This window comes from Microbacterium sp. NPDC008134 (genome assembly GCF_042957055.1).
In the GTDB taxonomy this organism is placed as follows: domain Bacteria; phylum Actinomycetota; class Actinomycetes; order Actinomycetales; family Microbacteriaceae; genus Microbacterium.
Map to the genome: position 1 here is coordinate 234,569 of NZ_JBIBHO010000002.1, position 20,311 is coordinate 254,879.

At 67.2% G+C, this 20,311-nt stretch carries 38 protein-coding genes and 1 tRNA gene; 32 read left to right on the forward strand and 7 right to left on the reverse strand.

What is annotated here, in order from left to right; translation table 11 throughout:
• The 13 genes from ACFY9N_RS11740 to ACFY9N_RS11800 all read left to right on the forward strand — a co-directional run bounded on the left by ACFY9N_RS11740 (position 1) and on the right by ACFY9N_RS11800 (position 4,631).
• Positions 1-306, forward strand: a complete 306-nt coding sequence (locus ACFY9N_RS11740) for a DUF4326 domain-containing protein (RefSeq protein WP_391478776.1) — start codon at positions 1-3, stop codon at positions 304-306.
• On the forward strand, positions 296-1,273 hold the full coding sequence (locus ACFY9N_RS11745) for a hypothetical protein (RefSeq protein ID WP_391478777.1): 978 nt from the start codon (positions 296-298) through the stop codon (positions 1,271-1,273). The genes ACFY9N_RS11740 and ACFY9N_RS11745 overlap by 11 nt, the downstream gene beginning before the upstream one ends.
• A 108-nt stretch (positions 1,274-1,381) precedes the next feature.
• On the forward strand, positions 1,382-1,537 hold the full coding sequence (locus tag ACFY9N_RS11750; RefSeq protein WP_391478778.1) for a hypothetical protein: 156 nt from the start codon (positions 1,382-1,384) through the stop codon (positions 1,535-1,537).
• Positions 1,534-1,869, forward strand: a complete 336-nt coding sequence (locus ACFY9N_RS11755) for a hypothetical protein (protein WP_391478780.1) — start codon at positions 1,534-1,536, stop codon at positions 1,867-1,869. The genes ACFY9N_RS11750 and ACFY9N_RS11755 overlap by 4 nt, the downstream gene beginning before the upstream one ends.
• On the forward strand, positions 1,866-2,072 hold the full coding sequence (locus ACFY9N_RS11760) for a hypothetical protein (RefSeq protein WP_391478781.1): 207 nt from the start codon (positions 1,866-1,868) through the stop codon (positions 2,070-2,072). Before ACFY9N_RS11755 ends, ACFY9N_RS11760 begins: the two co-directional genes overlap by 4 nt.
• On the forward strand, positions 2,065-2,487 hold the full coding sequence (locus tag ACFY9N_RS11765) for a hypothetical protein (protein ID WP_391478782.1): 423 nt from the start codon (positions 2,065-2,067) through the stop codon (positions 2,485-2,487). Before ACFY9N_RS11760 ends, ACFY9N_RS11765 begins: the two co-directional genes overlap by 8 nt.
• On the forward strand, positions 2,480-2,905 hold the full coding sequence (locus ACFY9N_RS11770; RefSeq protein WP_391478784.1) for a hypothetical protein: 426 nt from the start codon (positions 2,480-2,482) through the stop codon (positions 2,903-2,905). The genes ACFY9N_RS11765 and ACFY9N_RS11770 overlap by 8 nt, the downstream gene beginning before the upstream one ends.
• Positions 2,898-3,359 carry a hypothetical protein gene (locus tag ACFY9N_RS11775; protein ID WP_391478785.1) on the forward strand — a complete coding sequence of 154 codons (462 nt, stop codon included), beginning with the start codon at positions 2,898-2,900 and terminating at the stop codon, positions 3,357-3,359. The genes ACFY9N_RS11770 and ACFY9N_RS11775 overlap by 8 nt, the downstream gene beginning before the upstream one ends.
• Entirely contained in the window at positions 3,356-3,559 is a 204-nt protein-coding gene (locus ACFY9N_RS11780) for a hypothetical protein (protein WP_391478786.1), read from the forward strand. The genes ACFY9N_RS11775 and ACFY9N_RS11780 overlap by 4 nt, the downstream gene beginning before the upstream one ends.
• Complete coding sequence (locus ACFY9N_RS11785; protein WP_391478788.1) at positions 3,556-3,798, forward strand: DUF3039 domain-containing protein; 243 nt, start codon at positions 3,556-3,558, stop codon at positions 3,796-3,798. Before ACFY9N_RS11780 ends, ACFY9N_RS11785 begins: the two co-directional genes overlap by 4 nt.
• The gene (locus ACFY9N_RS11790; RefSeq protein ID WP_391478789.1) at positions 3,788-4,033 is read left to right on the forward strand and encodes a hypothetical protein; all 246 of its coding nucleotides are present in this window, start codon (positions 3,788-3,790) and stop codon (positions 4,031-4,033) included. The genes ACFY9N_RS11785 and ACFY9N_RS11790 overlap by 11 nt, the downstream gene beginning before the upstream one ends.
• A gap of 272 nt (positions 4,034-4,305) precedes the next feature.
• Positions 4,306-4,464, forward strand: a complete 159-nt coding sequence (locus tag ACFY9N_RS11795) for a hypothetical protein (RefSeq protein ID WP_391478791.1) — start codon at positions 4,306-4,308, stop codon at positions 4,462-4,464.
• Positions 4,464-4,631, forward strand: coding sequence for a hypothetical protein (locus ACFY9N_RS11800; protein WP_391478792.1), 168 nt, complete (start codon positions 4,464-4,466; stop codon positions 4,629-4,631). Before ACFY9N_RS11795 ends, ACFY9N_RS11800 begins: the two co-directional genes overlap by 1 nt.
• Positions 4,632-4,950: 319 nt before the next feature.
• Here ACFY9N_RS11800 and ACFY9N_RS11805 read toward each other — a convergent pair whose 3' ends face one another.
• The 7 genes from ACFY9N_RS11805 to ACFY9N_RS11835 all read right to left on the reverse strand — a co-directional run bounded on the left by ACFY9N_RS11805 (position 4,951) and on the right by ACFY9N_RS11835 (position 8,110).
• Positions 4,951-5,148: a helix-turn-helix transcriptional regulator gene (locus ACFY9N_RS11805; RefSeq protein WP_391478793.1), complete on the reverse strand. Its 198-nt coding sequence runs from the start codon at positions 5,146-5,148 to the stop codon at positions 4,951-4,953.
• Between the two features lie 115 nt (positions 5,149-5,263).
• Positions 5,264-5,470 (reverse strand): hypothetical protein, encoded by a 207-nt coding sequence (locus ACFY9N_RS11810; RefSeq protein ID WP_391478795.1) that lies wholly within the window; start codon positions 5,468-5,470, stop codon positions 5,264-5,266.
• Positions 5,471-5,753: 283 nt separating this feature from the next.
• Entirely contained in the window at positions 5,754-6,329 is a 576-nt protein-coding gene (locus ACFY9N_RS11815) for a hypothetical protein (RefSeq protein ID WP_391478796.1), read from the reverse strand.
• Positions 6,326-6,604 carry a hypothetical protein gene (locus ACFY9N_RS11820; RefSeq protein ID WP_391478798.1) on the reverse strand — a complete coding sequence of 93 codons (279 nt, stop codon included), beginning with the start codon at positions 6,602-6,604 and terminating at the stop codon, positions 6,326-6,328. The genes ACFY9N_RS11815 and ACFY9N_RS11820 overlap by 4 nt, the downstream gene beginning before the upstream one ends.
• 31 nt (positions 6,605-6,635) lie before the next feature.
• Positions 6,636-7,142 carry a hypothetical protein gene (locus ACFY9N_RS11825; protein WP_391478799.1) on the reverse strand — a complete coding sequence of 169 codons (507 nt, stop codon included), beginning with the start codon at positions 7,140-7,142 and terminating at the stop codon, positions 6,636-6,638.
• Positions 7,143-7,238: 96 nt separating this feature from the next.
• Complete coding sequence (locus ACFY9N_RS11830) at positions 7,239-7,778, reverse strand: hypothetical protein (protein ID WP_391478800.1); 540 nt, start codon at positions 7,776-7,778, stop codon at positions 7,239-7,241.
• A 2-nt stretch (positions 7,779-7,780) separates the two neighbouring features.
• A complete protein-coding gene (locus ACFY9N_RS11835; RefSeq protein ID WP_391478802.1) occupies positions 7,781-8,110 on the reverse strand; it encodes a hypothetical protein in 330 nt (109 codons plus the stop codon).
• A gap of 464 nt (positions 8,111-8,574) precedes the next feature.
• On the opposite strand from ACFY9N_RS11835, the gene ACFY9N_RS11840 reads away from it, so the two are divergent.
• The 19 genes from ACFY9N_RS11840 (at position 8,575) to ACFY9N_RS11930 (ending at position 20,306) form a co-directional block, all read left to right on the forward strand.
• A complete protein-coding gene (locus ACFY9N_RS11840) occupies positions 8,575-8,826 on the forward strand; it encodes a hypothetical protein (protein WP_391478803.1) in 252 nt (83 codons plus the stop codon).
• Positions 8,823-9,245: a hypothetical protein gene (locus ACFY9N_RS11845; protein WP_391478805.1), complete on the forward strand. Its 423-nt coding sequence runs from the start codon at positions 8,823-8,825 to the stop codon at positions 9,243-9,245. Before ACFY9N_RS11840 ends, ACFY9N_RS11845 begins: the two co-directional genes overlap by 4 nt.
• A gap of 12 nt (positions 9,246-9,257) precedes the next feature.
• Positions 9,258-9,515: a hypothetical protein gene (locus ACFY9N_RS11850; protein WP_391478806.1), complete on the forward strand. Its 258-nt coding sequence runs from the start codon at positions 9,258-9,260 to the stop codon at positions 9,513-9,515.
• An 11-nt stretch (positions 9,516-9,526) separates the two neighbouring features.
• Positions 9,527-9,598 (forward strand) — tRNA-Asn (locus tag ACFY9N_RS11855).
• Between the two features lie 61 nt (positions 9,599-9,659).
• Entirely contained in the window at positions 9,660-10,124 is a 465-nt protein-coding gene (locus tag ACFY9N_RS11860; protein WP_391478807.1) for a hypothetical protein, read from the forward strand.
• 3 nt (positions 10,125-10,127) lie between these two features.
• Positions 10,128-11,882, forward strand: coding sequence for a terminase TerL endonuclease subunit (locus ACFY9N_RS11865; RefSeq protein ID WP_391478809.1), 1,755 nt, complete (start codon positions 10,128-10,130; stop codon positions 11,880-11,882).
• Positions 11,883-11,904: 22 nt separating this feature from the next.
• Positions 11,905-13,335 (forward strand): hypothetical protein, encoded by a 1,431-nt coding sequence (locus ACFY9N_RS11870; protein ID WP_391478811.1) that lies wholly within the window; start codon positions 11,905-11,907, stop codon positions 13,333-13,335.
• Positions 13,325-14,410, forward strand: a complete 1,086-nt coding sequence (locus ACFY9N_RS11875; RefSeq protein WP_391478813.1) for a hypothetical protein — start codon at positions 13,325-13,327, stop codon at positions 14,408-14,410. Before ACFY9N_RS11870 ends, ACFY9N_RS11875 begins: the two co-directional genes overlap by 11 nt.
• Before the next feature lie 60 nt (positions 14,411-14,470).
• Positions 14,471-15,220 carry a hypothetical protein gene (locus ACFY9N_RS11880; protein ID WP_391478814.1) on the forward strand — a complete coding sequence of 250 codons (750 nt, stop codon included), beginning with the start codon at positions 14,471-14,473 and terminating at the stop codon, positions 15,218-15,220.
• A 10-nt stretch (positions 15,221-15,230) separates the two neighbouring features.
• Positions 15,231-15,671 carry a hypothetical protein gene (locus tag ACFY9N_RS11885; protein WP_391478815.1) on the forward strand — a complete coding sequence of 147 codons (441 nt, stop codon included), beginning with the start codon at positions 15,231-15,233 and terminating at the stop codon, positions 15,669-15,671.
• Positions 15,672-15,674: 3 nt separating this feature from the next.
• Positions 15,675-16,670, forward strand: coding sequence for a major capsid protein (locus tag ACFY9N_RS11890; protein ID WP_391478817.1), 996 nt, complete (start codon positions 15,675-15,677; stop codon positions 16,668-16,670).
• A 67-nt stretch (positions 16,671-16,737) separates the two neighbouring features.
• Positions 16,738-17,217, forward strand: coding sequence for a hypothetical protein (locus tag ACFY9N_RS11895; RefSeq protein ID WP_391478818.1), 480 nt, complete (start codon positions 16,738-16,740; stop codon positions 17,215-17,217).
• Positions 17,218-17,221: 4 nt separating this feature from the next.
• Complete coding sequence (locus ACFY9N_RS11900) at positions 17,222-17,626, forward strand: hypothetical protein (RefSeq protein WP_391478820.1); 405 nt, start codon at positions 17,222-17,224, stop codon at positions 17,624-17,626.
• A gap of 53 nt (positions 17,627-17,679) precedes the next feature.
• The gene (locus tag ACFY9N_RS11905) at positions 17,680-17,973 is read left to right on the forward strand and encodes a hypothetical protein (protein ID WP_391478821.1); all 294 of its coding nucleotides are present in this window, start codon (positions 17,680-17,682) and stop codon (positions 17,971-17,973) included.
• A gap of 9 nt (positions 17,974-17,982) precedes the next feature.
• Positions 17,983-18,321 carry a DUF5403 family protein gene (locus ACFY9N_RS11910; RefSeq protein WP_391478823.1) on the forward strand — a complete coding sequence of 113 codons (339 nt, stop codon included), beginning with the start codon at positions 17,983-17,985 and terminating at the stop codon, positions 18,319-18,321.
• On the forward strand, positions 18,321-18,737 hold the full coding sequence (locus ACFY9N_RS11915) for a hypothetical protein (RefSeq protein WP_391478824.1): 417 nt from the start codon (positions 18,321-18,323) through the stop codon (positions 18,735-18,737). The genes ACFY9N_RS11910 and ACFY9N_RS11915 overlap by 1 nt, the downstream gene beginning before the upstream one ends.
• Positions 18,738-18,789: 52 nt before the next feature.
• Positions 18,790-19,380 (forward strand): hypothetical protein, encoded by a 591-nt coding sequence (locus ACFY9N_RS11920; protein ID WP_391478825.1) that lies wholly within the window; start codon positions 18,790-18,792, stop codon positions 19,378-19,380.
• 90 nt (positions 19,381-19,470) lie between these two features.
• Positions 19,471-19,926 (forward strand): hypothetical protein, encoded by a 456-nt coding sequence (locus ACFY9N_RS11925; RefSeq protein ID WP_391478826.1) that lies wholly within the window; start codon positions 19,471-19,473, stop codon positions 19,924-19,926.
• Positions 19,836-20,306, forward strand: coding sequence for a hypothetical protein (locus ACFY9N_RS11930; RefSeq protein ID WP_391478827.1), 471 nt, complete (start codon positions 19,836-19,838; stop codon positions 20,304-20,306). The genes ACFY9N_RS11925 and ACFY9N_RS11930 overlap by 91 nt, the downstream gene beginning before the upstream one ends.
• The last annotated feature ends 5 nt before the right edge of the window (positions 20,307-20,311 follow it).

The following is a 20,311-nucleotide window of genomic DNA, read 5'->3' on the forward strand; positions in this document are numbered from 1 at the left end:
ATGCCTGAGCGTATCCAACTCTCGCGCCGGCGCGGATGGCGAAAGCCAGAGAACACCGTCGTCGTCGCGCGGCCCTCGCGCTGGGGGAACCCGTACTCCGTGGCGAAGTGGGGTCGGGAGTGGGCGGTGCTCGGCTTCCGCGCCGCCCTCGAGGAAGGGCGACTCATCCGCATCACCATCGACGACGTGAAGCGCGAACTCGCGGGGAAGAACCTCGCGTGCTGGTGCCCGCTCGACCAGCCCTGCCATGCCGACGTCCTGTTGGCGATCGCCAACCCCGAAGAAGGGAAGACCGATGACCACTGATCGAATCCTCGAAGATGCGCGCGGCGCGCTCCACGCCGACCTCACTGTGCGGCAGAGCCCGGGAGACAGCCTGCACCCGATGAGCGTGCGTGCCGTCCAGCGCCTCAGGGACGCGCTGCACGCACTGACCGCCGCGGCCGCCCCGAGCGATGATGAGATCGCCGTCGCGCGGAACATCGTCAACCAGATCGGCGACCTGTACGCCGAGCGCATCCCGTCTCCCGACTGGGTGCCCGTCCGACAGCGGACCAACGATGAGCTCGACGCGTTCGTCGCCCGGCTCATCAGGACGCTGCGGCGCACGGAAGAGGCGCAGGCGGCGTCGGGCGGTGCCGACGGCGAGCAGTTCGTGACGGATGTCGACCTCGAGCGCTTCGAAGCGAAGGCGACGCCGATCTACCGCAGCACGGTCGTGGCAGGGAAGGCGAGCAGGTTCCAGGTGGCCGACCTAGGCCAGTGGGTCATTCGGCTCGTCGCGGAGGTTCGCCGGCTCCGTCGTTCCGTGGTGCCGGAGCCGAATGTCCTGGCGGGTCAGATACACGAGCTGCTCGATGAGATGAATGCGGAAGGCGGTCGGATCAACTACTCGGACTACTGCGTTCTGCACGGCATGGTGAGCCAGATCGTCGCCGGTTCGGAGCCGCAGGGCGAACCGTCCGACGCGCCGAAACGTCTCGTGCACGAGGTGAACATGATGCTCAACTCCGTCGCCTCGCACGGCCCCCACGCACTCACGGACACCAGTGACCGCATGTACACGGTGGGCCTTCTCCGCCGTCTCCGGGACGCGATCTATCCGAAGCCAGCGCAGCACGTCGCCGCGGGCAACGCCGTGCGCGCCGAAATGGCTCGCAGCGGCCTCGACGTGCACCGGATGGTCTACGGGCGCGAGATCGCGAATGCCCTCGCGAGCGCGGCGCTGGACGCCTCGCTCGCCGCCGTCACCGAGCAGGGAGAGAACCAATGAGCGGTGAATGGCAGCCCGGCGATCCGTGCACATCGTGTGGATCGACGGAGACGTATTGGAACTGGGAAGACGGCGCGTGGTGCCGATCGTGCGGAAGGACAGACGCTGATGAGTGACGGCATGTGGACGTGGACGTGTAGCGCCTGCGGGCGCCAGTTCACACGCGACCAGAAGACCGACGCGCAGGCCGCATTCAACGAGCACGCGATCAGCGATCACAACGCGAAGATCGTGCTGTCGGCTGAGCAGGGAGAGAGCCGATGAGCGCCGAGATACTCAAGGGCGGAGCGAACGGTGGGAACCGAGCCGAGATCTTGAAGACAGCGCGGGAGGTGGCCGCGCAGTACTTCGGCACGCCGTGCGTGGATGTCCGCCTCCGGGATGCGGGTTCCGATCGCATCGACAGGCTAGATGGGGTGGTAGTCGGAGGCCTATTCCACGCGGACTTCGACGCGCAGGAAGACCACCGACTCGAAGCCCCGACGTACGGGTTTCCGAAGTGCAACGGATGCGGAAAGACCACCTCGATCGCGAACTTGCCGCGAGCCACCTGGGATGAGGGCCAGGCCGTCACCGAGCAGGGAGAGAACCGATGAGCGCGGATCAGAAACGAGTCATCGTCACTGACGTGCTTGAACAGACCGTGACGATTCACCGTCGAGCGAGCGACGGGATGGTGTGGCTCTACGCGCCGCAGGGCGTGGCGCTCGACGCCGACGAGGCGTGGCAAGTGGCGCAAGCCATGATCTCAGATGCCGCCACCCCACCCGAGAACCGAGAGGAACAAAACCATGGCTGAGCGCGCGTGCCTGAACTGCGGCGAGACGCCGACCAGCATCAAGCAGGGGCGCATCGTGCTCTGCGGGATCGTCGAGGGATACGAGACCCCCGAACTGACTGAGGAATGGCCCCGGCACCGGTGGGCGGATTGGCGAGACGCCGACCTCGCCGGGTTCGGCGTGAAGCCCGAAGCGTACGACCAGCACCGTCGCACGCGCACCATGACATTCGAGTGGATCGCGTGCGAGGACACCATCCGTGGGCACGTGCTTTCGGACGGCTCCGACGAAGACCGCGATATGTACGGTGCCGTCGCCGGACAGTGCATCGCGTGCGGCAAGAAGAACGCCGACCGCGACGAACCCCGAGTAGCGCCGGAGACGCTCGGGACTAGCGGCCACAACCACGAGCAGGAGGTCGAAGGCGGTGAGTGAGCTCGCCCGGAAGAACGGATGGCACGGGTTCGACAGCATCGGCGACAAGGTGCCCGGCGGGTACGAGTACCTCTGCGACGGAATGCCCACCTCGTTCGGATGCGGGGAGACACTCACCATCACCCGAAAGCTCGCCCGAGTAGGGCAGAAGCGCTCGGGCTGGCTCGTCATGTACGGCGCCGAAGAGAACGACCGCGACGATGTCGATGTCGTCCTCACGTTCTGCCCGGAATGCGCGAAGGTCGTCCGCGCGCAACAGGAGAAGCGGCGGGCCGAGAAGCAACAGCAACGCGAAGCCCTCGTCGAGAATGCCCGCGCGGAGAACGAAGCACGGTTCGCGCGCGACATCACCCGGCTCCTCGAAGACGCCCGCGCGAATCGAACCACCCGAACCGAAGGAGAGAACAACCATGCCTGACGTACTCAGCAGGAAGACCGTCCGCGCGCGCAAGCCGCATTCGTGCATGACGTGCCACAACGTCGCCGTCGAACCCGGCCAGGAGTACGAGCGCACGACGCTCGTCTTCGACGGCCGCATCTACGACTGGGTGAACTGCGCCGAGTGCGAGACCGCCGCCCCGTTCGTTTTCAAGTGGGTCGGCGACTACGGCGACGAGGGCATCGGGGAGGACACCTACGAAGAGTGGGCAACCGACGTCGGATGGATGGCGAGTATCGACCCGGCTGACCAGAACGACGAGCAGAAGTCCGCACTGGCCTTCCTCGTGCGATACCGGAAGATGATCGTCGATCATCGGCACACTAGCGTCGCCGGGCACCCCGACGACCCAGAGTGCGCTCACCGATCGGACGGCACCGACGCGACCCTCTGTGGGCAGCGCGAGCACATGCACCTGTGGAGCGACCGGTGACCACCGACCCTGATCTCCCCGGCGACGAACGGTTCACTCCCGCCCCGTCATCGGTCGTCGTCGCCGGCGCGCACGTCAACGTCATTCCGAAGTCGATCGACGAGCAACGCGCCATCCACCACAACCAGCTCCGATACGCCGAGCTGCAGAGGCTCCGGCTGGGGCAACCGAACCGATACGAGGAAACGAGGTACCGATGAGCACTGACACGCTCGAGCAGCAGGACACCACGACCATCACCGACAACGGCGAGCACGACAAGTTCTCGCACTACGTGCGGAAGGAGAAGATCCTCGAGGCGCAGATCAACGGCGTGCCCGCGCGCGCCATCTGCGGGAAGACGTGGGTGCCATCCTCCGACCCGGAGAAGTACCCCATCTGCCCCACGTGCAAGGAGATCTACGAAGACGACGGGAAGTTCCTCGACAATGACGCCTGACCGCCAGAGCGACTTCATCCGATCGGACGAGCTGCAGGACGCGGCGGTTCGCGTCAGTGACCTGCCGAGGCTGTTCAACGTGAGCGACCGCACCATCCGCGACTGGATCGCGGCCGACGCGATCGCCACGTTCGAGCACCCCGTGCAGACCGGGAAGGGTCGCCCGGTCATGGCGATCCGCTATGGGGATATCCCTTCGACGGAACGCCATCCGACGCGCTGGCATCCTCGCTGATACTTCCGATAAGTCTGATACCTTGTTCTAGGGTCGAAACTCTCGTACCCCAACACCCTCCCAGCCCCCAGCTCGGAGGGTTTCGTGGTTCCAGGGCACCTCCCGAACCACCCCCTCCCGGCAAGTCGGTCGACCACGCGTCCCGGCTGGACTGGTCGAGGGAAGCCGCACAGCGAGCGGCGCACCGCGCCGACCAGGGCGGACAACAGAACACGCGCTTGCCCCGACGGTAGATATCGGGGCGCTCTTCCCTTCGACGCACAGGAGTCCCCGTGAGCAACGCAGCTCGGAAGGCGCGCAAGCGCGCCGGCATCCGGTACACGAAGGCGCGCAAGAAGCCGACCGCCGCCCGCTACCGCGACCCCAAGGGCATCGGCCTCATCACCGGCCCCGAGATCATGGCGCGCATCCTCGCCCGCCCGGCCCACTGATGGGCGCGAACGACAAGGTCGCCGCGGCCCTGCACCCCGACACCGAGCCGACGCCCGTCCACCCGTGCCGCGACTGCGGTGCAATCTGGACGTCGAAGTCCGCCGCCGACGAGTGCGAGATCCTCGACGCCGCCGAGGCTCGGCAGGCTCGACGCGAGAGGCACTGACGCTGTGGCGTGGTCGACGAGCAACCGTAAGTCGCAACTTCCCCCCGACTGGCCGCAACTCTGCAAGTTCGTGCTCACCCGCGACGGCCACCGATGCCAGCACGTCCGCGTCGACACGGAACGCAAGTGCCTGCAATACGCAAATCAGGTCGATCACAAGGATCAGTCCCGATCGTGGGATCACTCCCCGTCGAACCTGCAATCACTCTGCGAGTATCACCACAGCGTGAAGAGCTCATCCGAGGGTGGGCGGGCTGCGTCAGCGAGACGCAAAGCCGCAAAGAAACGCCGCCACCCCGGACTGCTCCCGTAGCTGCAACTACGCCGAGCGCCAGCGGCCAGAGCCGGGACGATTCGCCCACCACGCGTCGACCGTCTCCTCCGACCAGCCACCGACAGCGCCGATGCGCACGTCCGGTTCCGGCATCTGGCCCTGCGCCGCGTAGCCGCGCACCGTGCCAGGTGCAAGACCGAAGCGCGCTGCCACTTCGGCGGGCCCGAGGTACTGAACGGTCATGCCTGCAATTGTCCCATGAGCTGTAGAATCGGCCATGGTTCCTTCCCTTCGGTTGGATTCCAAGCCCCGGCTCTGTTTCACCCTCCATCGGAGGTCGAGCCGGGGCATCTTCGTGTTACCAGTACTGCAATTCGCCCGGGTCGGTCACGTCGAACAACGCAACTTCCCACGCCTGCGGCTCCGGCGGCGCCGGACGCGGCCACCTCACGCCGGCGAGCGGACGCAACTTCCGGTCGTACACCGGCACCGGCTCCCGCGGCTCGAGCAACGGATTCACCCGCTCGACCGTTACCGCCGACGTCACCCCCGCAACAGCGGGCACCGCAATCCTTCTTCTCACCGCGCAACTTCCCTTCGAATCCCTGTGTGCAGCGCGGGAGCGCCCCCACGGCGCTCCCGCGCGCTCCGCCGCAACACCAGAGCCGCAACCGTGTGCCGTACGCCCGTCGGCGCGGCCGCGACGCTGAACTCCCCAGTCAGCAATTCGCTCATCGGTGCAACTCCCTGTGTCACGTCCCCTGCGGAGACTTCGGGAGCAACCTGCTCCCCGTGCGCGTCCCGGCCGTGACACCGGATGCCGCCTACGCGGACGCGCGAACCTGCAACTAGAAGACCTCGCCCCACACGGTTTCCGCGTCGCTCTCAACCACCGCGGGAGCGTCCTGCTCCCACTCGGCGAACGGCGCAACATCGGGTGCCGTCGCGTTCGCAATGATCGTGTGCACCTGCTGACGCGAGAGGCCGACCGCTCGCGCAATCGCGACCTTCGTTGCACCCTTCGACGCCGCGTCGAGGATGATCGCGTCCCGCTCCAACGTGAGGCGACGCAACATGTCGAGCTGATCGAGCGCCCGCTCTGCCGAGTCCTCCCACGCAACCTCCTCGCGCTCCGCGGCCGCGCGCTCCCGCCACTCAGAGAACGTCACCCGCTCCGTACCCCAGTGCTCCTCCCACCATTGACGGAACTCAGACGTCACGATGCCGCGCACCATGTGCGCCGCGCCGTAGAACGCCGCCTGTTCCGTCGAGAGTCCCCGCGCCGCCGCTCGTGAAATCCACGTGTTCGCGCGCGGCGTGTTGAGGAACAGGTACGTCACGCCGCCCGTGTGGTCGTAGAACTTCGCGAGCTCCCCGCGCACGTACTCCGCCCACGCGGCGAAGTCGTCCCGGTAGACGCTCACAGTGCACCGCCCGCAATCGCCGCGGCGATGTCATCGTCGGACGCCGAGAGCACGGCGACGTACGCCCGGTAAGCCGGTTCGGTGTCGTCGCCGTCGAGGTGCATCGCACCTGCAACAGCCGGAGCGCCCTGCAAGATGAGCGTGTCGCGCACGTGCGCCACGGCATCCGCCGCGGTCACGTCCGGATCACCCTCGCGCTGATCCGCGGTCACCGCTGCAACAGCGCCCCGCAGGTCGTAGACGACCACGGCGGGCGTGAGGCTGTTCCTACGCATGATGCTTGTCCCTCCGGTGGTTCGGTCGGTCTCAGGCGAGCGCGTCCACGAGCGCCTGCGCAGCGGCACGGACAGCGGGCATGGTGTTTCGGTCGTACCCGCGCTTTCCGAGCGCTTCGCGAAGCGTCTCGGCGAGCTTGTCGAGGTCGACCGGCACGAGCTGGCTCACCTTGCTCTCAGCGCGGACGATCTCGCCGCCCCGATAGACGGCGCTCTCCGATCCGACTCCGTCGTAATCCCATTCCTGGAAGTGCGTGACCTTCATTTCAGGGGCGTCACGGGTGAGCTGCACGAGAGCTGCAATCGCCTCCTCCGCTTCCCACTTGCTGTGACCTTCGATGATGATGCAGCCGTTCGGATCGCCCGCGCGGCCCGGCGCGACGAGATCCGGCGCAATCTCGCGCGGCTCTACCGCGTCGCGCGTGTCGTCGGCGCTGTACCCCTCCCAGATTTCTCCCTCGCTCGTGAGCGCTTCCGGCAGCGCTGCAACAGTCAGTGCGCCGGGGTTCTCAATCGTGATGACATTCCACGTGGTCATGGTCGTTCCCTTCGGTTGCCCGGGTGCTTCACTTCCCGGGGTTGTCCCGCGTTCCCGTCGTGAACGGGCGTCGCCTACGCGATACGCGGGGGAGTCTCAACGGGTATGGAAAAGGCGCTGCAGCTTCCGGGAGCTGATCGCTCCGGCCTCGAATCGCGCATACAGCTCCGGAGCTTCGACCCTCGCGCGCCGCATCACGTCGCCGCGGTCTCGCCCCTCCCAGTACCAACGCTGAAAGCGTCGGAAGCGCTGCCCGCATTCGGGGTGCTGCGTCTCTACGTACGTCGGGTGAATCTCCCACTCCTCCCAGACGTCTACGCCGTAGCGCGCCGACAGGATCGTGTCGATGGCATCGGAACTCGACGATGCCAGCCCCTCGCCGCCGTCTACGTAGGTTCCGTTCTCATCGGTGAGAGTGTCGAGGATGTCGAGCAGGTCGGGCGTCGCCGTCTCTGCCCACTCCGTGCGGCGCAGCGCACCGTGCGCAAGTGACAGACCGAATGCAACCGCGCTTTCGTCTTCGCTCCGCTCGGAGCGCTTCGGCAACGCATCGTAGACACCCGCGACCTGCTCGGCGGTGAGTCCGTCGGCGGTCACCTTGTCACGGACGGCCATGGAAGCGGCGTAGGTGCTCATGCTCAACGCTCCCCGCGGATAGCTGCAACGGCATCCGCCGGATAGGTGAACGCAACGCCGAGCGCGTCGAGCGTCGCCCGCATCGTCTCTTGCATGACGTTGAGCGTGTGGAACGCCTCACGCGCCGTTGCGCCGACGTTCCCGAACATCTTCGTTCCCGGGTAGCTCGCACGGTTCGAACCGCCCGCGGGGATGATGTGCAGCGCGTGGGAGCTCTGCCCACGATCGACCACGAGCCGATCGCCCGCCTGCATGATGCCTGCGGCCTGCGAGTAAGCGGCGAGGATCGCGGCCTGTACGTCGATGTCTGCTTTGGTGATGCGCTGGGACATGGTTCCTGTCTCCTGTGTGGGTAGCCGCTCGCGCGGCTGTGTCTTCGGTTGGTGTCGGTGTTTCACTTCCGACACTCATGACAATACACACGGCCGTGTGTGTTGTCAACACGTAATGCAAGACGGATGCGCCATGCCCGCCCGCACGCGCCCGCACAGGGTGAGTGCAGCACTCGAGACAGGCAGCCGTACCCACCGCGCACTCACGCACGCACCGCGCCGGCACGCGCCGCCCGTACACCCACAGCCCACGCCCGCACACACGGACACACGCACACTGTCGCCTCACTTGACACCCGCGCACGCACACCGCGCGCCCGACACCCGCCGACCGTCAAGCGACACGACACCCCGGGGCCACCACCCCCCGCCCCCCGCTTCTCCCCGCCCGCAAGCGTTCTGCCTCTCGCGGTGCGCGCGGGTCTGGGGGGTTCGAGCCCGGCCCCGAAACGAGGGAATCGACGATGAGCGCCCAGACCCGCGAGGCGATCGACGCCGCGATCCGAGCGCATGCGGCCGACGAGTGGGAGCCCGGGGCGCTCGTCACGGACTGGACGCTCGTCGCGGCGACCGTCGGCAGCACTCCGGCCGACGGTGGGACGGGGATGATCTCGTCACGCGATGCGATGCCGTCCTACATCGTGAAGGGGTTGCTGGTCGACGCGCTCGACGACATCCGTGACGGCTACTTCGCCGACGAGGATGAGGACGAGTGACCTTCATCCGGTTCCGTGTCGCGACTCGAGCGAGCGGTATCCGCCGTCAGGTCTGGGTGCACGTCTACGAAGACCGCGAGGAGATGGCGAAAGCGCACCAGGCGCACCGCGGCCAGGAGTACGACCCGGCGGCCGACATCGCCGGCGGCGTCGCGATGGGCGGCTTCCCCTGGCCCCGGCCCGACCGGACACCGATCGTCGTGATGCGCCTGTGGACGGGGCAGCTCACCACGCGCACCGTCGCGCACGAGTCAACGCACGCCGCGGCCGCATTCTTCTTCATGGACTGCATCCCCGGATGGGACAGCAGGGCGCGCCCGTACCTCGTCGGCAACCATGAGCCGCTCGCCTACATGATCGGCGACCTGACGTCCGAAGTCATCGCCGCCCTGTATCGCTTCGACCTGATCCACCGATAGAAGGAGACGAGCATGGCAGAGTCCACGCTTCCCGAGACCACCGCCGAAGACCGCGCCCGCGCGCGCTTCATCACCGCGAGCGGCGGACAGCCGCCGACCGAGGAGCAGCGTGAGGCCGTCCGCGTCATCGGCAACGTCGTCGTCGAGCTCGCCGCCGCGATCGAGGAACTCACGCCGCGATCGCGGAATCAGTCGCTCGCGCTGACGGCGCTCGAGGACGTCCAGATGCGCGCGAACCGCGCGATCTTCGCCACAGGCCCATCGGCCTGACCCACCTCCATTCCCGGGTAGCTCAGAGGCAGAGCGGCCGACTGTTGATCGGATGCGCGCAGGTTCGATCCCTGCTCCGGGAGCACAGCATCACCGTCCGCAGACCGATTCGGTCGCGGCTTCCGTTTCGGGAGAGGCACCACCATGGCAGGCAACGGCCCCGCTCCGTCCGCGAAGCGTTCACGCGCACGCGACACCCCCACACGCGACATCATCAAGTCCGACGGCAAGCTCGGCGGCTTCCCGCTCCCCGACGACGTCCTCCCGATCGACGAAGAAACCGGCATCCGTGAGGAGTGGCACCCGCAGACGGTGCGCTTCTGGGAGAACTGGCGGTCGTCTCCGCAGGCCACGCGGATGATGACAAATCCCGACTGGGACTACCTGCTCGACACGGCGCTCATGCATCACATCGCGTGGTCGTCGGGCGGTCGGAACAGCGATCGGTTCGCGGAGATCCGCATCCGCGTCGCCGCGTTCGGCGCGACGCCGGCTGACCGGCTCCGGCTGCGCCTCGAGGTCGAGGTTCCCGAGGAGTACCCGGCCGGCAACGTCAGCGCGAACGTCACGAGCATCGACGACCGACGCAACCGCATCGGCAAGGTGTAGGCGATGCCCCGGCGTCTCATCGTCAGCCCGGGGCACGACAGGATGCGGTCGCTGGGCTGGATCGCCACGTGGTGGATCGAGACGTTCGTCGTCCACGGACGCGGCGGTGCGCAGGGCATGCGCATCCAGTACGGGGACGAGTACACCGGGTTCATCGTCGACTGCTACGCGCACGACGCCGCCGGGAAACGCTTCTACAACTCCGCATTCTTCTCGCGCCCGAAGGGCACCGACAAGTCGGGCCTCGCCGCGGCGCTCGTGCTGTTCGAAGCATTCGGGCCGGCACGGTTCGCCGGTTGGGCGAAGGGCGGCGAGACCTACGAGTTCCTCGGTCAGACCTACGTCTACGCCAAGGGCGAGCCGATGGGCAAGGGCGTCAAAGCGCCCACGATCAAGATCATGGCGACCGAAGAGGGCCAGACCGGCAACGTCTTCGACAACGTCTACTACAACCTGACCGACGAGAACGCTCCGCTCTACGCGCTCAAGGCGGCGTACGGGGTCGACGCGGGGAAGACCCGCGTGCTGATCCCGCACAACGGCGGCACGATCACACCGTCGACCGCCGGCGCGGCCTCGAAGGACGGTGGCCTCGAGACCTTCGCGGTCTTCGACGAGACGCACCTCTACGAGACGCCGACGCTCCGCCAGATGTACGACACAGTCGTGCGCAACCTGTCGAAGCGCCGCGCCGAGGGCACGTGGTTCATCGAGACCACGACGATGTACGAGCCCGGCGCCGAGTCGGTCGCCGAGGACACCTACTTCCTCGCCGATCAGATCGACGAGAAGAAGGCTCGGCGGCCGCGACTGCTCTTCGACCACCGCTGGGCGGATGTCGAGTCGCTCGACAAGATCAAGGTGCCGGACGACACGAAACGTGGCGGACGACGCCTCGAAACCGAGGAAGAGTACATCGCCCGGCTCACCGAGGCGTTCTACGAATCCTTCGGCGACGCGATCGCGTGGAACGACCCCGAGGGCATGCTCGACGACCTGTTCGACCCGCGCCGATCCGAAGAAGACACCATCCGGTACTTCTTCAACGCGGTCGTCGCCGGCAAGCACTCGTGGTTGAAGCTCGTCGACTGGACGAAGATCGGCCTGCACGCGCTGCTCGCCGACGCGCGTGAGCACGGCAACAAGCTCGGCTTCCGTCCGCCAGCGCGCGGCGACAAGATCGCGCTCGGCTTCGACGGGTCGCTCAACTCCGACGCCACCGTGCTCATCGCGTGTCGAATCGACGACGGCTACGTCTTCCCGATCGGCATCTGGGAGGCACCGGACTCGAAGGAAGCGAAGCGCTGGCAGGTCGACCACCAAGAGGTCGAAGCCGTGCTCGACGCGACCTTCAAGAAGTTCAAGGTTGTCGCGTTCCTCGCTGACCCGCCCCACTGGCGCGACTACGTCGACCGGTGGGAGACGAAGTACGGCCCCGACCTGCTCGTGCGCGCCTCCGAGGCGAAGCCGATCACGTTCGAGACGAACCAGCACACCGTCATGGCGAAGGTCGTCGAGCGCACGGAGACCGCGATCAAGTCCGGCGAGCTCCGCCACGGCAACCACAAGGTGCTCACCCGGCACGTCCTCAACGCGAGCCGGTGGAAGCGCTCGTCCGGCGACGTCATCGGCAAGGACCGCAAGGGGTCGACGAAGAAGATGGATGCCGCCGTCGGCATGTGTCTCGCGGTCGAAGGCCGCGCACGGTACAAGAAGCAGTTCAAGAAGCGGACGGGCACGGCTCGCCGAGTCCGGTAACCCCGGGGAAACGAGGTGGATAGTGCTCACCGAAGCGAACATCCCGGACACCGACGACTGGTGGCTCATGCGCCTGGCGAATCGCCTCGGCAACGGCCTCCCTCGGATGGAGAAGCTGCGCTCATACCGCGACGGCGACGCCCTCCTCCCGGCGGACACCTGGGACGCCGCGACGAGCGAGCAGTACCTCCGCTTCATGCGGCGATCGCGGCTCCACGTCGCTGAGACGCTGCGGGACGCGCGCACCGACCGTCAGGAGGTGATCGCGTTCCGCACGTCCGCCGCCGGCGACGAGAACGGCGACCTGATCGCGCAGGCCATCTGGGATCGCTCGCGCATGGCGATGCAGTCCGTCCCGCTCTTCAACGACCTCGGCGACTTCGGCCGCGCGTACATCATCACCACCCCCGACCCGCGAGGGAAGGCGCTGTGGCAGATCGAGAACGAGTGGACGACGATCAGCGAGCAGGACACGCGATTCCCGTGGGTCACCCGAGCGGCCATCACGGTCGGCTACAACGCCATCCTCCGCACAGAAGAGGTAACGCTCTTCCGCCCGGGCTACTACCGCGTCGCGTACCGGTCGACGAACGTCCCCACCCTGCCGGCCGACGGCACGACGTGGACGGTCACCTCCGACTGGACGTGGGTGTCCGACCCGATCCGCACCGGGTCGATCGACGAGAGCATCGTCACGCAGCTCGCCACCCCCGACGGTGCCGGCATCTACGAGAAGCACCTCGACACCCTCGACCGCATCAACGAGATCACCCTCAACGCACTCACCCTGATCGTCATGCAGTCCTTCCGCCAGCGCGCGGTGATGGCCGACCTCGACGAGGTCTACCCGGAAGACCACCCCAAGGCGGGGCAGGAGATCGACTACGACGACGTGTTCCGCACCGGCCCCGCGGCCCTGTGGACGCTCCCGGCGTCCGCGAAGATGTGGGAATCCGCCGCGACCGACGTGCGCCCGATCTACGAGGCACGCAAGGACGAGCTGAAAGACCTCTGCACCATCACCCGCACGCCGATGAGCCTGTTCGACTCGTCGAACGCGAACCAGTCGGCGCTCGGGTCGCAGATCAGCCATCAGCCGCTCGTCAACGCCGTCAACCGCATGAACCGCGTCGCGGGCGTCTCGCTCGCGCAGGCGATGTCGCAGTCCCTCCGCATCGAGGGCCAGGAGACGCGCTCCGAGTTCACGCAGATCGCGGTCGAGTGGGCGAAGGTCAACCCCGCCACCCTCGCTGAGAAGGCCGAAGCCGCTCCGAAGTTCAAGGGCGGCGGTGCCACCCAGGCGTACATCGACGCCGAGGTGTTCGAGATGACGCCCCAGCAGCGACGGCAGGCAGAGACCGACCGCGCCGACGAGGCGTTCAACGCGGCCCTCGCGCTCGCGCCGGCTTCCCGGCAGGTGGTGAACACGACAGGAGCGAACGATGGCGAATGAGGATCTCAAGTACGAGCACCTCGTCACCACGTACGCCGCCCAGCAGGAAACCCTCGTCGAAGCGCTCCTGAGGGCGCTCCTGCAGATATGGCTCCCGTTCCTGTGGTGGGGTCGACCGGACATGGTGAACGCCGCGGCCGCGGCATCCGCCGTCCACGTCGACTCCGCCACTCGACGGGCCCGCCGCAACGCGCGCGCCTTCATCCTCCGCCAGCTCGAACTCGTCGATGCTCTCCCCGACGACCTCCCGCCCATCGAGGACATGTACGAGCGCGGCGGCACGTCGATCGTCGAGGTCTACAAGCGGCCCGCGCGCCAGCTCGAGCACCGCATCCGCGAACGCTTCCGCAACCCGGACACGGACACGGTCGACTGGCCTGACCGCGTTCCGGACGAGGTCTGGAAGACGTTCGAGGATCGCCTCACGTCGATCGTCAACGACGACATCGCCGCGGTCGCCCGCGACGAAGCACAGAAGGTCATGGCCGCGTCGCCGAAGGTCATCGGCTACCGCCGCGTGATCCACCCGGAGTTCTCAAAGACGGGCACCTGCGGCCTCTGCATCGTCGCCGCCTCGCGCTTCTACTCGAAGTCCGAGCTCATGCCCCTCCACGACCTCTGCAAGTGCACGATTTCGCCGCTCACGAAGGATCGCGACCTCGGCCTCCGGCTGAACGACGCCGACCTCGCGCGCATCTACGAGGCCGCCGGCTCCAACTACGCCGACGACCTCAAGCGGATCACCGTGCAGGTGCGCGAGCACGGCGAACTCGGCCCGATCCTCACCCGCAAGGGCGACGCGTTCCGCAGTCTCGCCAAGGTCAACCGCGACTCGAAGCGGAAGGAGTTCACCCCGTACGAGCGCATGACCGCCGACTCCCAGCGGCACATGTGGGAGTCGCAGCTCGCGACATCCGAGAGCGGCCTCCGCATCCTCCTCGAGGCGCGGGACAACGGCACCAACCTCGTCGACATCACGGGCAGGGGCGAGACCCCGATCCCAGTGAAGGACATCGACAAGGCGATCGCCTGGTATCGCTCGCTGATCGCCCGCGCCGAGTCCAACCTCGGCTGACCAGACCCCCCACCCCGATCCGGGGCGGGTTCCACCTTCCGATCCGGAGGACTCATCACCATGCTCACCCACCAGCCCATCCGTGTTCTCGGCCCGCAGTTCGCTCCGGCCTGGCACCGCCCGTGGTTCCGCTACTTCGCACCGGTCGACGGCGGCGAAGGCGCGAACAACGACGGGAAGAAGGACGGCGACGTCGACCTCGGGTTCCCCAAGGAGACGCCGGTCGAACAGATGACGCCCGAACAGCAGGCCGCGTACTGGAAGAACCAGTCCAAGGTGCAGCAGACGGCGCGCGAGACCGCAGAGCGCGGGAAGAAGGCCTACGAGGTCTTCGGCACCCCCGAAGAGCTCCAGGCGGCGCGCGACGCCACCGAACGGGCTCGGCTCGACGCGCTCGGCGACAACGAGCGCGCGATCGAGGAAGCGAAGGCCGCTGGCCGTGCTGAGGGCGTTGCCCAGAGCGCGACGAAGCACCTCGTGTCCGGAGTGACGGGCATGCTGCTCGCCCTCACCAAGAACGCGGCCGAGTCCTTCGAGGATGCGACCGCCCGAGTGAACGCAGCGATCGGCTTCGCCGACCTCACGAAGTTCCTCGGTGACGACGGAGAACTGGACGCCGCAAAGGTCCAGACGTTCGCGCAGTCCATCGGTTCGGTGGACAGCGACGGCACCCAGTCGGAAGCGGCATGGGGACAGCGATTCCACAGCGACCACGCGGATCGCGTCCCCCCTGCACCTGGTGCGACCGGTTCGGTCGCGTCGATCGAGCAGGCCGCCTACGACGCCATGAAGCCCAAGACCACCGCCTAAGGAGGCACTGATGTCTGATTTCCAGATCAAGTCTCGTGCGACCGGCGCGAAGCAGGACACCCGCTGGCGCACGTCGTCGCACGGTGAAGACGCTGCGCGACCCGGACAGCTCGACGTGTCCGCGTTCACCTCGGGAACGCACTACAACATCCCCGGCCAGGACAAGAACGTGATCCCCTCGGGGGTCGCGGTCGCGAAGCTCGCCAACGGCCTCTACGGCCCGTACAGCGCGACCGCCGGAGCCGACGACAGCGACCCGCGTCGCACGCTCGCCGGCTACATCAACGACAACGAGGGCGTGTCCCTCGGTGACGACCCCGCAACGGCCAAGCCGACGTTCGCCCGCCTCGTGCACGGCATCGTCAAGCCGTCGCTGCTCCCCATCGCCTCCCAGCGGGCGACCGTCCAGACGGCGAAGACGACCGTCTCGATCACCTACGTGGAGGACTGACGCATGGCGTTCACCAAGAAGCACCGTACCCCTGCGCAGCTCACCGGGTTCGCCCGCGCTGCGTTCCGCCTCCACGTCGAGTCCTTCGAGACGGCCGCCATGCTGCCTCTCGAGGCGTCCCCGACCCTCACCTACTCGGTCAACATCGGCCAGTCGGTGCTGCCGGCCGCGGCTTCGTTCCGCAGCTGGGGCACCGAGTCCGAGGTCGGCACGCTCGAGGGCGGCCAGACCGCCGACGGCAAGCTGCCTCCGATCTCCATCCGGACGCCCGTCGATGAGCACCAGCAGCTCGTGCTGATGAACATGGACGATGCGATCGGTGAGGCATTCGAGAAGCGAGCGCTCCGCAACGCGCAGGCTGTCGGGTCGCGCTTCGTGCTCGGCCAGGTCGAGGCTCTCGTCACCGGCAAGGTGACGATCCAGGAGCGCGGTCTGAGTGTCGTCATCGACTTCGGTCGCAAGGCGGCCCAGACCGGCGAGGCGCCCACGCTGTGGAACGCAGCGGGAGCCGACCCGATCTCCGACCTCGACGGCATGCGTGCCGTCATGGGCAAGGGCATCACCTCGATCGTCATGCCGCGAGCGATCCTCTCGCTCCTGCAGACCAACGAGGAGATCATCAAGGGCGTCGTCCAGCGCGGCGACAACCTGCCCACCCGCGTCAGCGAGACGGACGTCCGCTCGCTCCTCCGCGAGTGGGGCTACGGCGAGATCCGCGTCAACGAGCAGACCATCGTGAACCGCGCCGGCGTCGAGCAGCCGCTCTTCCCGACCGACCGCATCTCCATGCTGTCGGGCTCGCAGTTCGGCTCGACGCTCACCGGCATCACCGCGGAGTCGCTGAACCAGGACAACGGCATCAACCGCAAGGAAGCCGCCGGCCTGTTCTCCGGAGCGACCCACACGCACGACCCCGAGGGGTTCAACGTGCTCGTCTCCGCGATCGGTCTGCCTGTCCTGCAGGCACCCGACAACACCGCGTCCCTCAAGGTCGCGTAGCCGCAACCGGTCAAGGTGGGGCGGCCCTTCGGGGTCGCCCCACTCCCGAACAGGAGAAGAGCCTGCCATGAGCAACAAGAAGCGAATCCTCACCGGCCACGTCGCCCGCATCGTCGGCGGCGTGCTCGTCACCGCCGGCCCTGGCGATGCCGCGCCGGACTGGGTGACCAACCCCAACATCATCGCCGACGAGGCGGAGTCGAGCGCCCCCGCGCCTGCGGCCCAGACGCCGCCCACCAAGACGGCGCCGAAGGCCGCGAAGCCCGACGAGGAGAAGGACGACCTTTCCGACCTCGGCATCGAAGACCTCCGCGCGCTCGCCGTCGAGGCGGGAGTCGCCAAGAGCGGCAAGAAGACGGAGATCGCCGCCCGCATCCGTGCGAAGCGCGCCGAGGCGAAGCCCGCCGGCGACGCCGAGGAGTCCAACGACGGTGACACCGGCGACCGCGACGCTCTCGTCGCGAAGGCCACGGCGCTCGGCATCGAAGACGCCGGTGACCTCACCGACGACGAGCTCAGCGCCGCGATCGAGTCCGAGGAGGAGTGATCCGATGACGACGCTCCCCGAAGTCTCGCCCGACGAGATTCCCAAGCACTCGACGGTGGACGTCTCCGACCTCACCAACGACTACCTTGAGGGCAAGCTCGGCGAGGTCGTCGACTCGATCAAGAGTCGATGGGGGAGCGTCGTCGCCTCCCGGCTGGAATCCGGCATCCTCACCACTCGCCTCTACAACGCCGTCGTCGTGCGCGTCGCCGCGCGTGTCTTCGGCAACGAAGAGGGGTACAAGGAGGAGCACGAGGGCCAGTACGGCTTCCAGCGCGAGTCCCTCGCGGCATCCGGCTACATCTGGTTCAGCGACATCGACGAGCGCGACCTCACAGGCCGCGTCGCCCCGAAGCGCGGCGGCCGCGCCGGCACTGCGTTGCTCAGCCGGCAGAAGGGCTGGCCCTGATGTCCCTCCTCGGTCGACGAGCACCGCACACCGTCCAAGTCCAGAAGCGCACGATGGTTCGCGACGCGCGCGGCAACCGAGAGTACGTCCCCGACGGCACCCCGGTCACCGTGCGTTGCATGGTCGAACCGGTGCGCGACTGGTCGTCATCCGAAGAGGTCGAGACTCTCGGCCTACAGGTCGTCGACCTCGCCATCGTCCGATCGCGTGAATGGCCGGGCGACATTAACTCCTACGTCCTCTTCAACGGCGCGGAGTACGAGACGGTCGGCGCGCCCCAGAGCCACTCCGTCTCGAGACGCACGGGGCACCACCGAGTCACGATCAAGTGGCTCCGCGACCTGTAGGAGGCCCGCATGTCCTACGTCGACCCCCGCGCAGGCTCGATGGCGGCACAGATAGCCGGCCAGAGCGGCGAGATGGACGTCGTCGCGAACCGCGGCCTCAGCGCCGTGCGATCGATCGCCGCGGCGCACCGCCTCACCGGCGAGTACATCAGCAAGACGTACGTCGTCACAGTGCCTTCGCTCGAGCCGTCGAAGGTCGGCCCGATTGACGACCGCCTCATCGTCGCCGACGACAAGGCCGCGGTGTCGATCGAATACGGCCACCTGGTGCGCTTCAAGAACTCGCGTCGAGTGAAGTTCGTGCCCGGCCAGCACATCATGGGCCAAGCAGTGCGGGCGGTGGGCTGATGGGACTGCTCCTCGACAACGACCTCCTGTTCCAGACGCTCATGCGCGAGATGGCACCGCCGCACGTCGGCGTCGCCGCCGACCTCGACGTCGGCACGTTCGCCGAGCTCCCGTTCGTCACGCACTTCTCGCTCGCGTCGCAGGACGGCAACGGGCGCGGCCTGTGGACGGTGACGCTCACGCTCAGCATCTTCGACGACCCGCACACCGCATTCGCCCTCGCGGACACGCTCTACACCGGCGTGCACGCGTGGGACGAACTCCCCATGGCCGGCGTCGTCCCCGACGTCGGTGGCGTTGAGGCCATCCTCAACGAGATTTCTGCATTCTCCCGGGTCGGCGGAGAAGCGCAGATGGAAGCCAAGTCCGCGATCCAGCTCACCGGGTCGTGGCAACTCGCCGTCCGAAAGTTCTAGTCCTTCTGCGCCCCTCGGGGCGGGTCTGCAACCCAACACCCCAGGAGGAACCGTGTCTGTCGACGCAACCAAACTCGTTATCCCCGGGCACGGAACTGCTTTCCACGCCCCCGTCAACACCGCCCCGCCGGAGAACCCGCTCACGGCGTTCAACCTGCAGGCCGATGGCCCGTCGCCGTGGAAGAACCTCGGCCACACGTCGAAGCAGAACACCATCGCCTTCACGAAGGAGGGCGGTGAGAAGGAGTCGATCGACACCTTCCTCGCCGATGCCGTCCGCACGACCACGAGCTCCGTCACCTGGGGGCTCACGGTCGCCGCGCTGCAGTTCGACCACAACACCCTCGACCTCGCCTTCAACGGTGAGTTCGACCCCGCCACCGGCGGGTACACGGTCGCAACCTCGGCTCCACTCTCGGCGGCGCTGTTCCTGTACTTCCAGGACACGACCGGCTCCGTCGGTTTCTGGATTCCGAACACCGAGATCTCCCTCGGCGACGCTCCGTCGGTCGACACGGCGCAGTTCCTCGAGCTGCCGCTCTCCGTGTCGATCCTGTCGGCATCCAACGACGCGATCCCCGCGGTCAGCGGCCGCGCCGGCATCTTCCAGATCTTCAAGACCGGGCTCACGGCAACGCCGTAGTCCTCAAGCCGTCCCCCTGGGTGCAGTGCCGCAGACCCGCCCAGGGGGACTTTTCCCTCACCGGTCTGCATCGCATGAAAGAGGTCTGCCATGACTACCACTCCCTCCAAGCCGCAGGATCGCAAGGCGCCGGCCCGTTCGAAGGCGCCGAAGCCCTCCGATGTGGTCGACGCCGAGCAGGAGGCCGCCGCGCTGCGCGAGGAGCTGCTCGGCGACATGCCCCCGCTCCGCGCCCCGAACCGCTTCCGCCTCGGGCACCGCAACGACTTCGAGAACCTCACGCTCGACGCGGCGAAGTCCGGTGCCTTCGATGGCAACGGTGACGGCGACGGGATGCTCGAGTTCGACACGTCGAAGCCCGAGGACATCGAGCGCTTCCAGAAGTTCAAGGCCTTCGTCGTCTCGATCGACGCATGGGCGGAGTCCATCGCCGACGACAAAGACGCCTACGCCGAGTGGGCCGTCGGGAAGACGGAAGAGCACTTCATGGCGCTCTTCATCTACTACCGGGACGAACTGGGAAAATCGCGCAGCTCCGCGAGCTGATCGACGAACTCGACACCCAAGGAGCGCTGCGCGCAGACCTCGCCCAGTTCTATAGCGGGCTGAACATCGACGACGTGTGGGCGGGTAAAGTCCCCGCCCACCACGTCATCATCCTGACCGAGCACCTCGTGCTCAATCCCCACTCGCGTGTCTACGCGATCAGGGGCGGCTCGCCAGAGCTTCAAGGGTGGGACGCCGCGACTGTCGTCGCCGTCCGCACCCACAATCTCCTCGCTTCGCTCCTCCAAGGGCTCGCCGGGCAGAAAGACCCCGGCATGTTCATCGACTGGCCGGGGCGCGAGACACACGAGACGACCCTGCAGCCGAAGACCATCGCGGAGCTTCTGGCGGGGGCGCTCGACAACTTCATGACTGAGTAGGGGTG

What these genes read in the sequence shown, in the direction of transcription:
- ACFY9N_RS11885 (WP_391478815.1), top strand. Translation starts at nt 15,231, where the DNA reads ATGTCTGATTTCCAGATCAAGTCTCGTGCGACCGGCGCGAAGCAGGAC.
- ACFY9N_RS11890 (WP_391478817.1), top strand. Translation starts at nt 15,675, where the DNA reads ATGGCGTTCACCAAGAAGCACCGTACCCCTGCGCAGCTCACCGGGTTC.
- ACFY9N_RS11910 (WP_391478823.1), top strand. Translation starts at nt 17,983, where the DNA reads ATGTCCTACGTCGACCCCCGCGCAGGCTCGATGGCGGCACAGATAGCC.
- ACFY9N_RS11865 (WP_391478809.1), top strand. Translation starts at nt 10,128, where the DNA reads ATGCCCCGGCGTCTCATCGTCAGCCCGGGGCACGACAGGATGCGGTCG.
- ACFY9N_RS11925 (WP_391478826.1), top strand. Translation starts at nt 19,471, where the DNA reads ATGACTACCACTCCCTCCAAGCCGCAGGATCGCAAGGCGCCGGCCCGT.
- ACFY9N_RS11790 (WP_391478789.1), top strand. Translation starts at nt 3,788, where the DNA reads ATGACGCCTGACCGCCAGAGCGACTTCATCCGATCGGACGAGCTGCAG.
- ACFY9N_RS11905 (WP_391478821.1), top strand. Translation starts at nt 17,680, where the DNA reads ATGGTTCGCGACGCGCGCGGCAACCGAGAGTACGTCCCCGACGGCACC.
- ACFY9N_RS11900 (WP_391478820.1), top strand. Translation starts at nt 17,222, where the DNA reads ATGACGACGCTCCCCGAAGTCTCGCCCGACGAGATTCCCAAGCACTCG.
- ACFY9N_RS11875 (WP_391478813.1), top strand. Translation starts at nt 13,325, where the DNA reads ATGGCGAATGAGGATCTCAAGTACGAGCACCTCGTCACCACGTACGCC.
- ACFY9N_RS11760 (WP_391478781.1), top strand. Translation starts at nt 1,866, where the DNA reads ATGAGCGCGGATCAGAAACGAGTCATCGTCACTGACGTGCTTGAACAG.
- ACFY9N_RS11750 (WP_391478778.1), top strand. Translation starts at nt 1,382, where the DNA reads ATGAGTGACGGCATGTGGACGTGGACGTGTAGCGCCTGCGGGCGCCAG.
- ACFY9N_RS11765 (WP_391478782.1), top strand. Translation starts at nt 2,065, where the DNA reads ATGGCTGAGCGCGCGTGCCTGAACTGCGGCGAGACGCCGACCAGCATC.
- ACFY9N_RS11805 (WP_391478793.1), bottom strand. Translation starts at nt 5,148, where the DNA reads ATGACCGTTCAGTACCTCGGGCCCGCCGAAGTGGCAGCGCGCTTCGGT.
- ACFY9N_RS11850 (WP_391478806.1), top strand. Translation starts at nt 9,258, where the DNA reads ATGGCAGAGTCCACGCTTCCCGAGACCACCGCCGAAGACCGCGCCCGC.
- ACFY9N_RS11895 (WP_391478818.1), top strand. Translation starts at nt 16,738, where the DNA reads ATGAGCAACAAGAAGCGAATCCTCACCGGCCACGTCGCCCGCATCGTC.
- ACFY9N_RS11880 (WP_391478814.1), top strand. Translation starts at nt 14,471, where the DNA reads ATGCTCACCCACCAGCCCATCCGTGTTCTCGGCCCGCAGTTCGCTCCG.
- ACFY9N_RS11915 (WP_391478824.1), top strand. Translation starts at nt 18,321, where the DNA reads ATGGGACTGCTCCTCGACAACGACCTCCTGTTCCAGACGCTCATGCGC.
- ACFY9N_RS11755 (WP_391478780.1), top strand. Translation starts at nt 1,534, where the DNA reads ATGAGCGCCGAGATACTCAAGGGCGGAGCGAACGGTGGGAACCGAGCC.
- ACFY9N_RS11860 (WP_391478807.1), top strand. Translation starts at nt 9,660, where the DNA reads ATGGCAGGCAACGGCCCCGCTCCGTCCGCGAAGCGTTCACGCGCACGC.
- ACFY9N_RS11775 (WP_391478785.1), top strand. Translation starts at nt 2,898, where the DNA reads ATGCCTGACGTACTCAGCAGGAAGACCGTCCGCGCGCGCAAGCCGCAT.
- ACFY9N_RS11830 (WP_391478800.1), bottom strand. Translation starts at nt 7,778, where the DNA reads ATGAGCACCTACGCCGCTTCCATGGCCGTCCGTGACAAGGTGACCGCC.
- ACFY9N_RS11840 (WP_391478803.1), top strand. Translation starts at nt 8,575, where the DNA reads ATGAGCGCCCAGACCCGCGAGGCGATCGACGCCGCGATCCGAGCGCAT.
- ACFY9N_RS11800 (WP_391478792.1), top strand. Translation starts at nt 4,464, where the DNA reads ATGGGCGCGAACGACAAGGTCGCCGCGGCCCTGCACCCCGACACCGAG.
- ACFY9N_RS11835 (WP_391478802.1), bottom strand. Translation starts at nt 8,110, where the DNA reads ATGTCCCAGCGCATCACCAAAGCAGACATCGACGTACAGGCCGCGATC.
- ACFY9N_RS11825 (WP_391478799.1), bottom strand. Translation starts at nt 7,142, where the DNA reads ATGACCACGTGGAATGTCATCACGATTGAGAACCCCGGCGCACTGACT.
- ACFY9N_RS11745 (WP_391478777.1), top strand. Translation starts at nt 296, where the DNA reads ATGACCACTGATCGAATCCTCGAAGATGCGCGCGGCGCGCTCCACGCC.
- ACFY9N_RS11820 (WP_391478798.1), bottom strand. Translation starts at nt 6,604, where the DNA reads ATGCGTAGGAACAGCCTCACGCCCGCCGTGGTCGTCTACGACCTGCGG.
- ACFY9N_RS11785 (WP_391478788.1), top strand. Translation starts at nt 3,556, where the DNA reads ATGAGCACTGACACGCTCGAGCAGCAGGACACCACGACCATCACCGAC.
- ACFY9N_RS11740 (WP_391478776.1), top strand. Translation starts at nt 1, where the DNA reads ATGCCTGAGCGTATCCAACTCTCGCGCCGGCGCGGATGGCGAAAGCCA.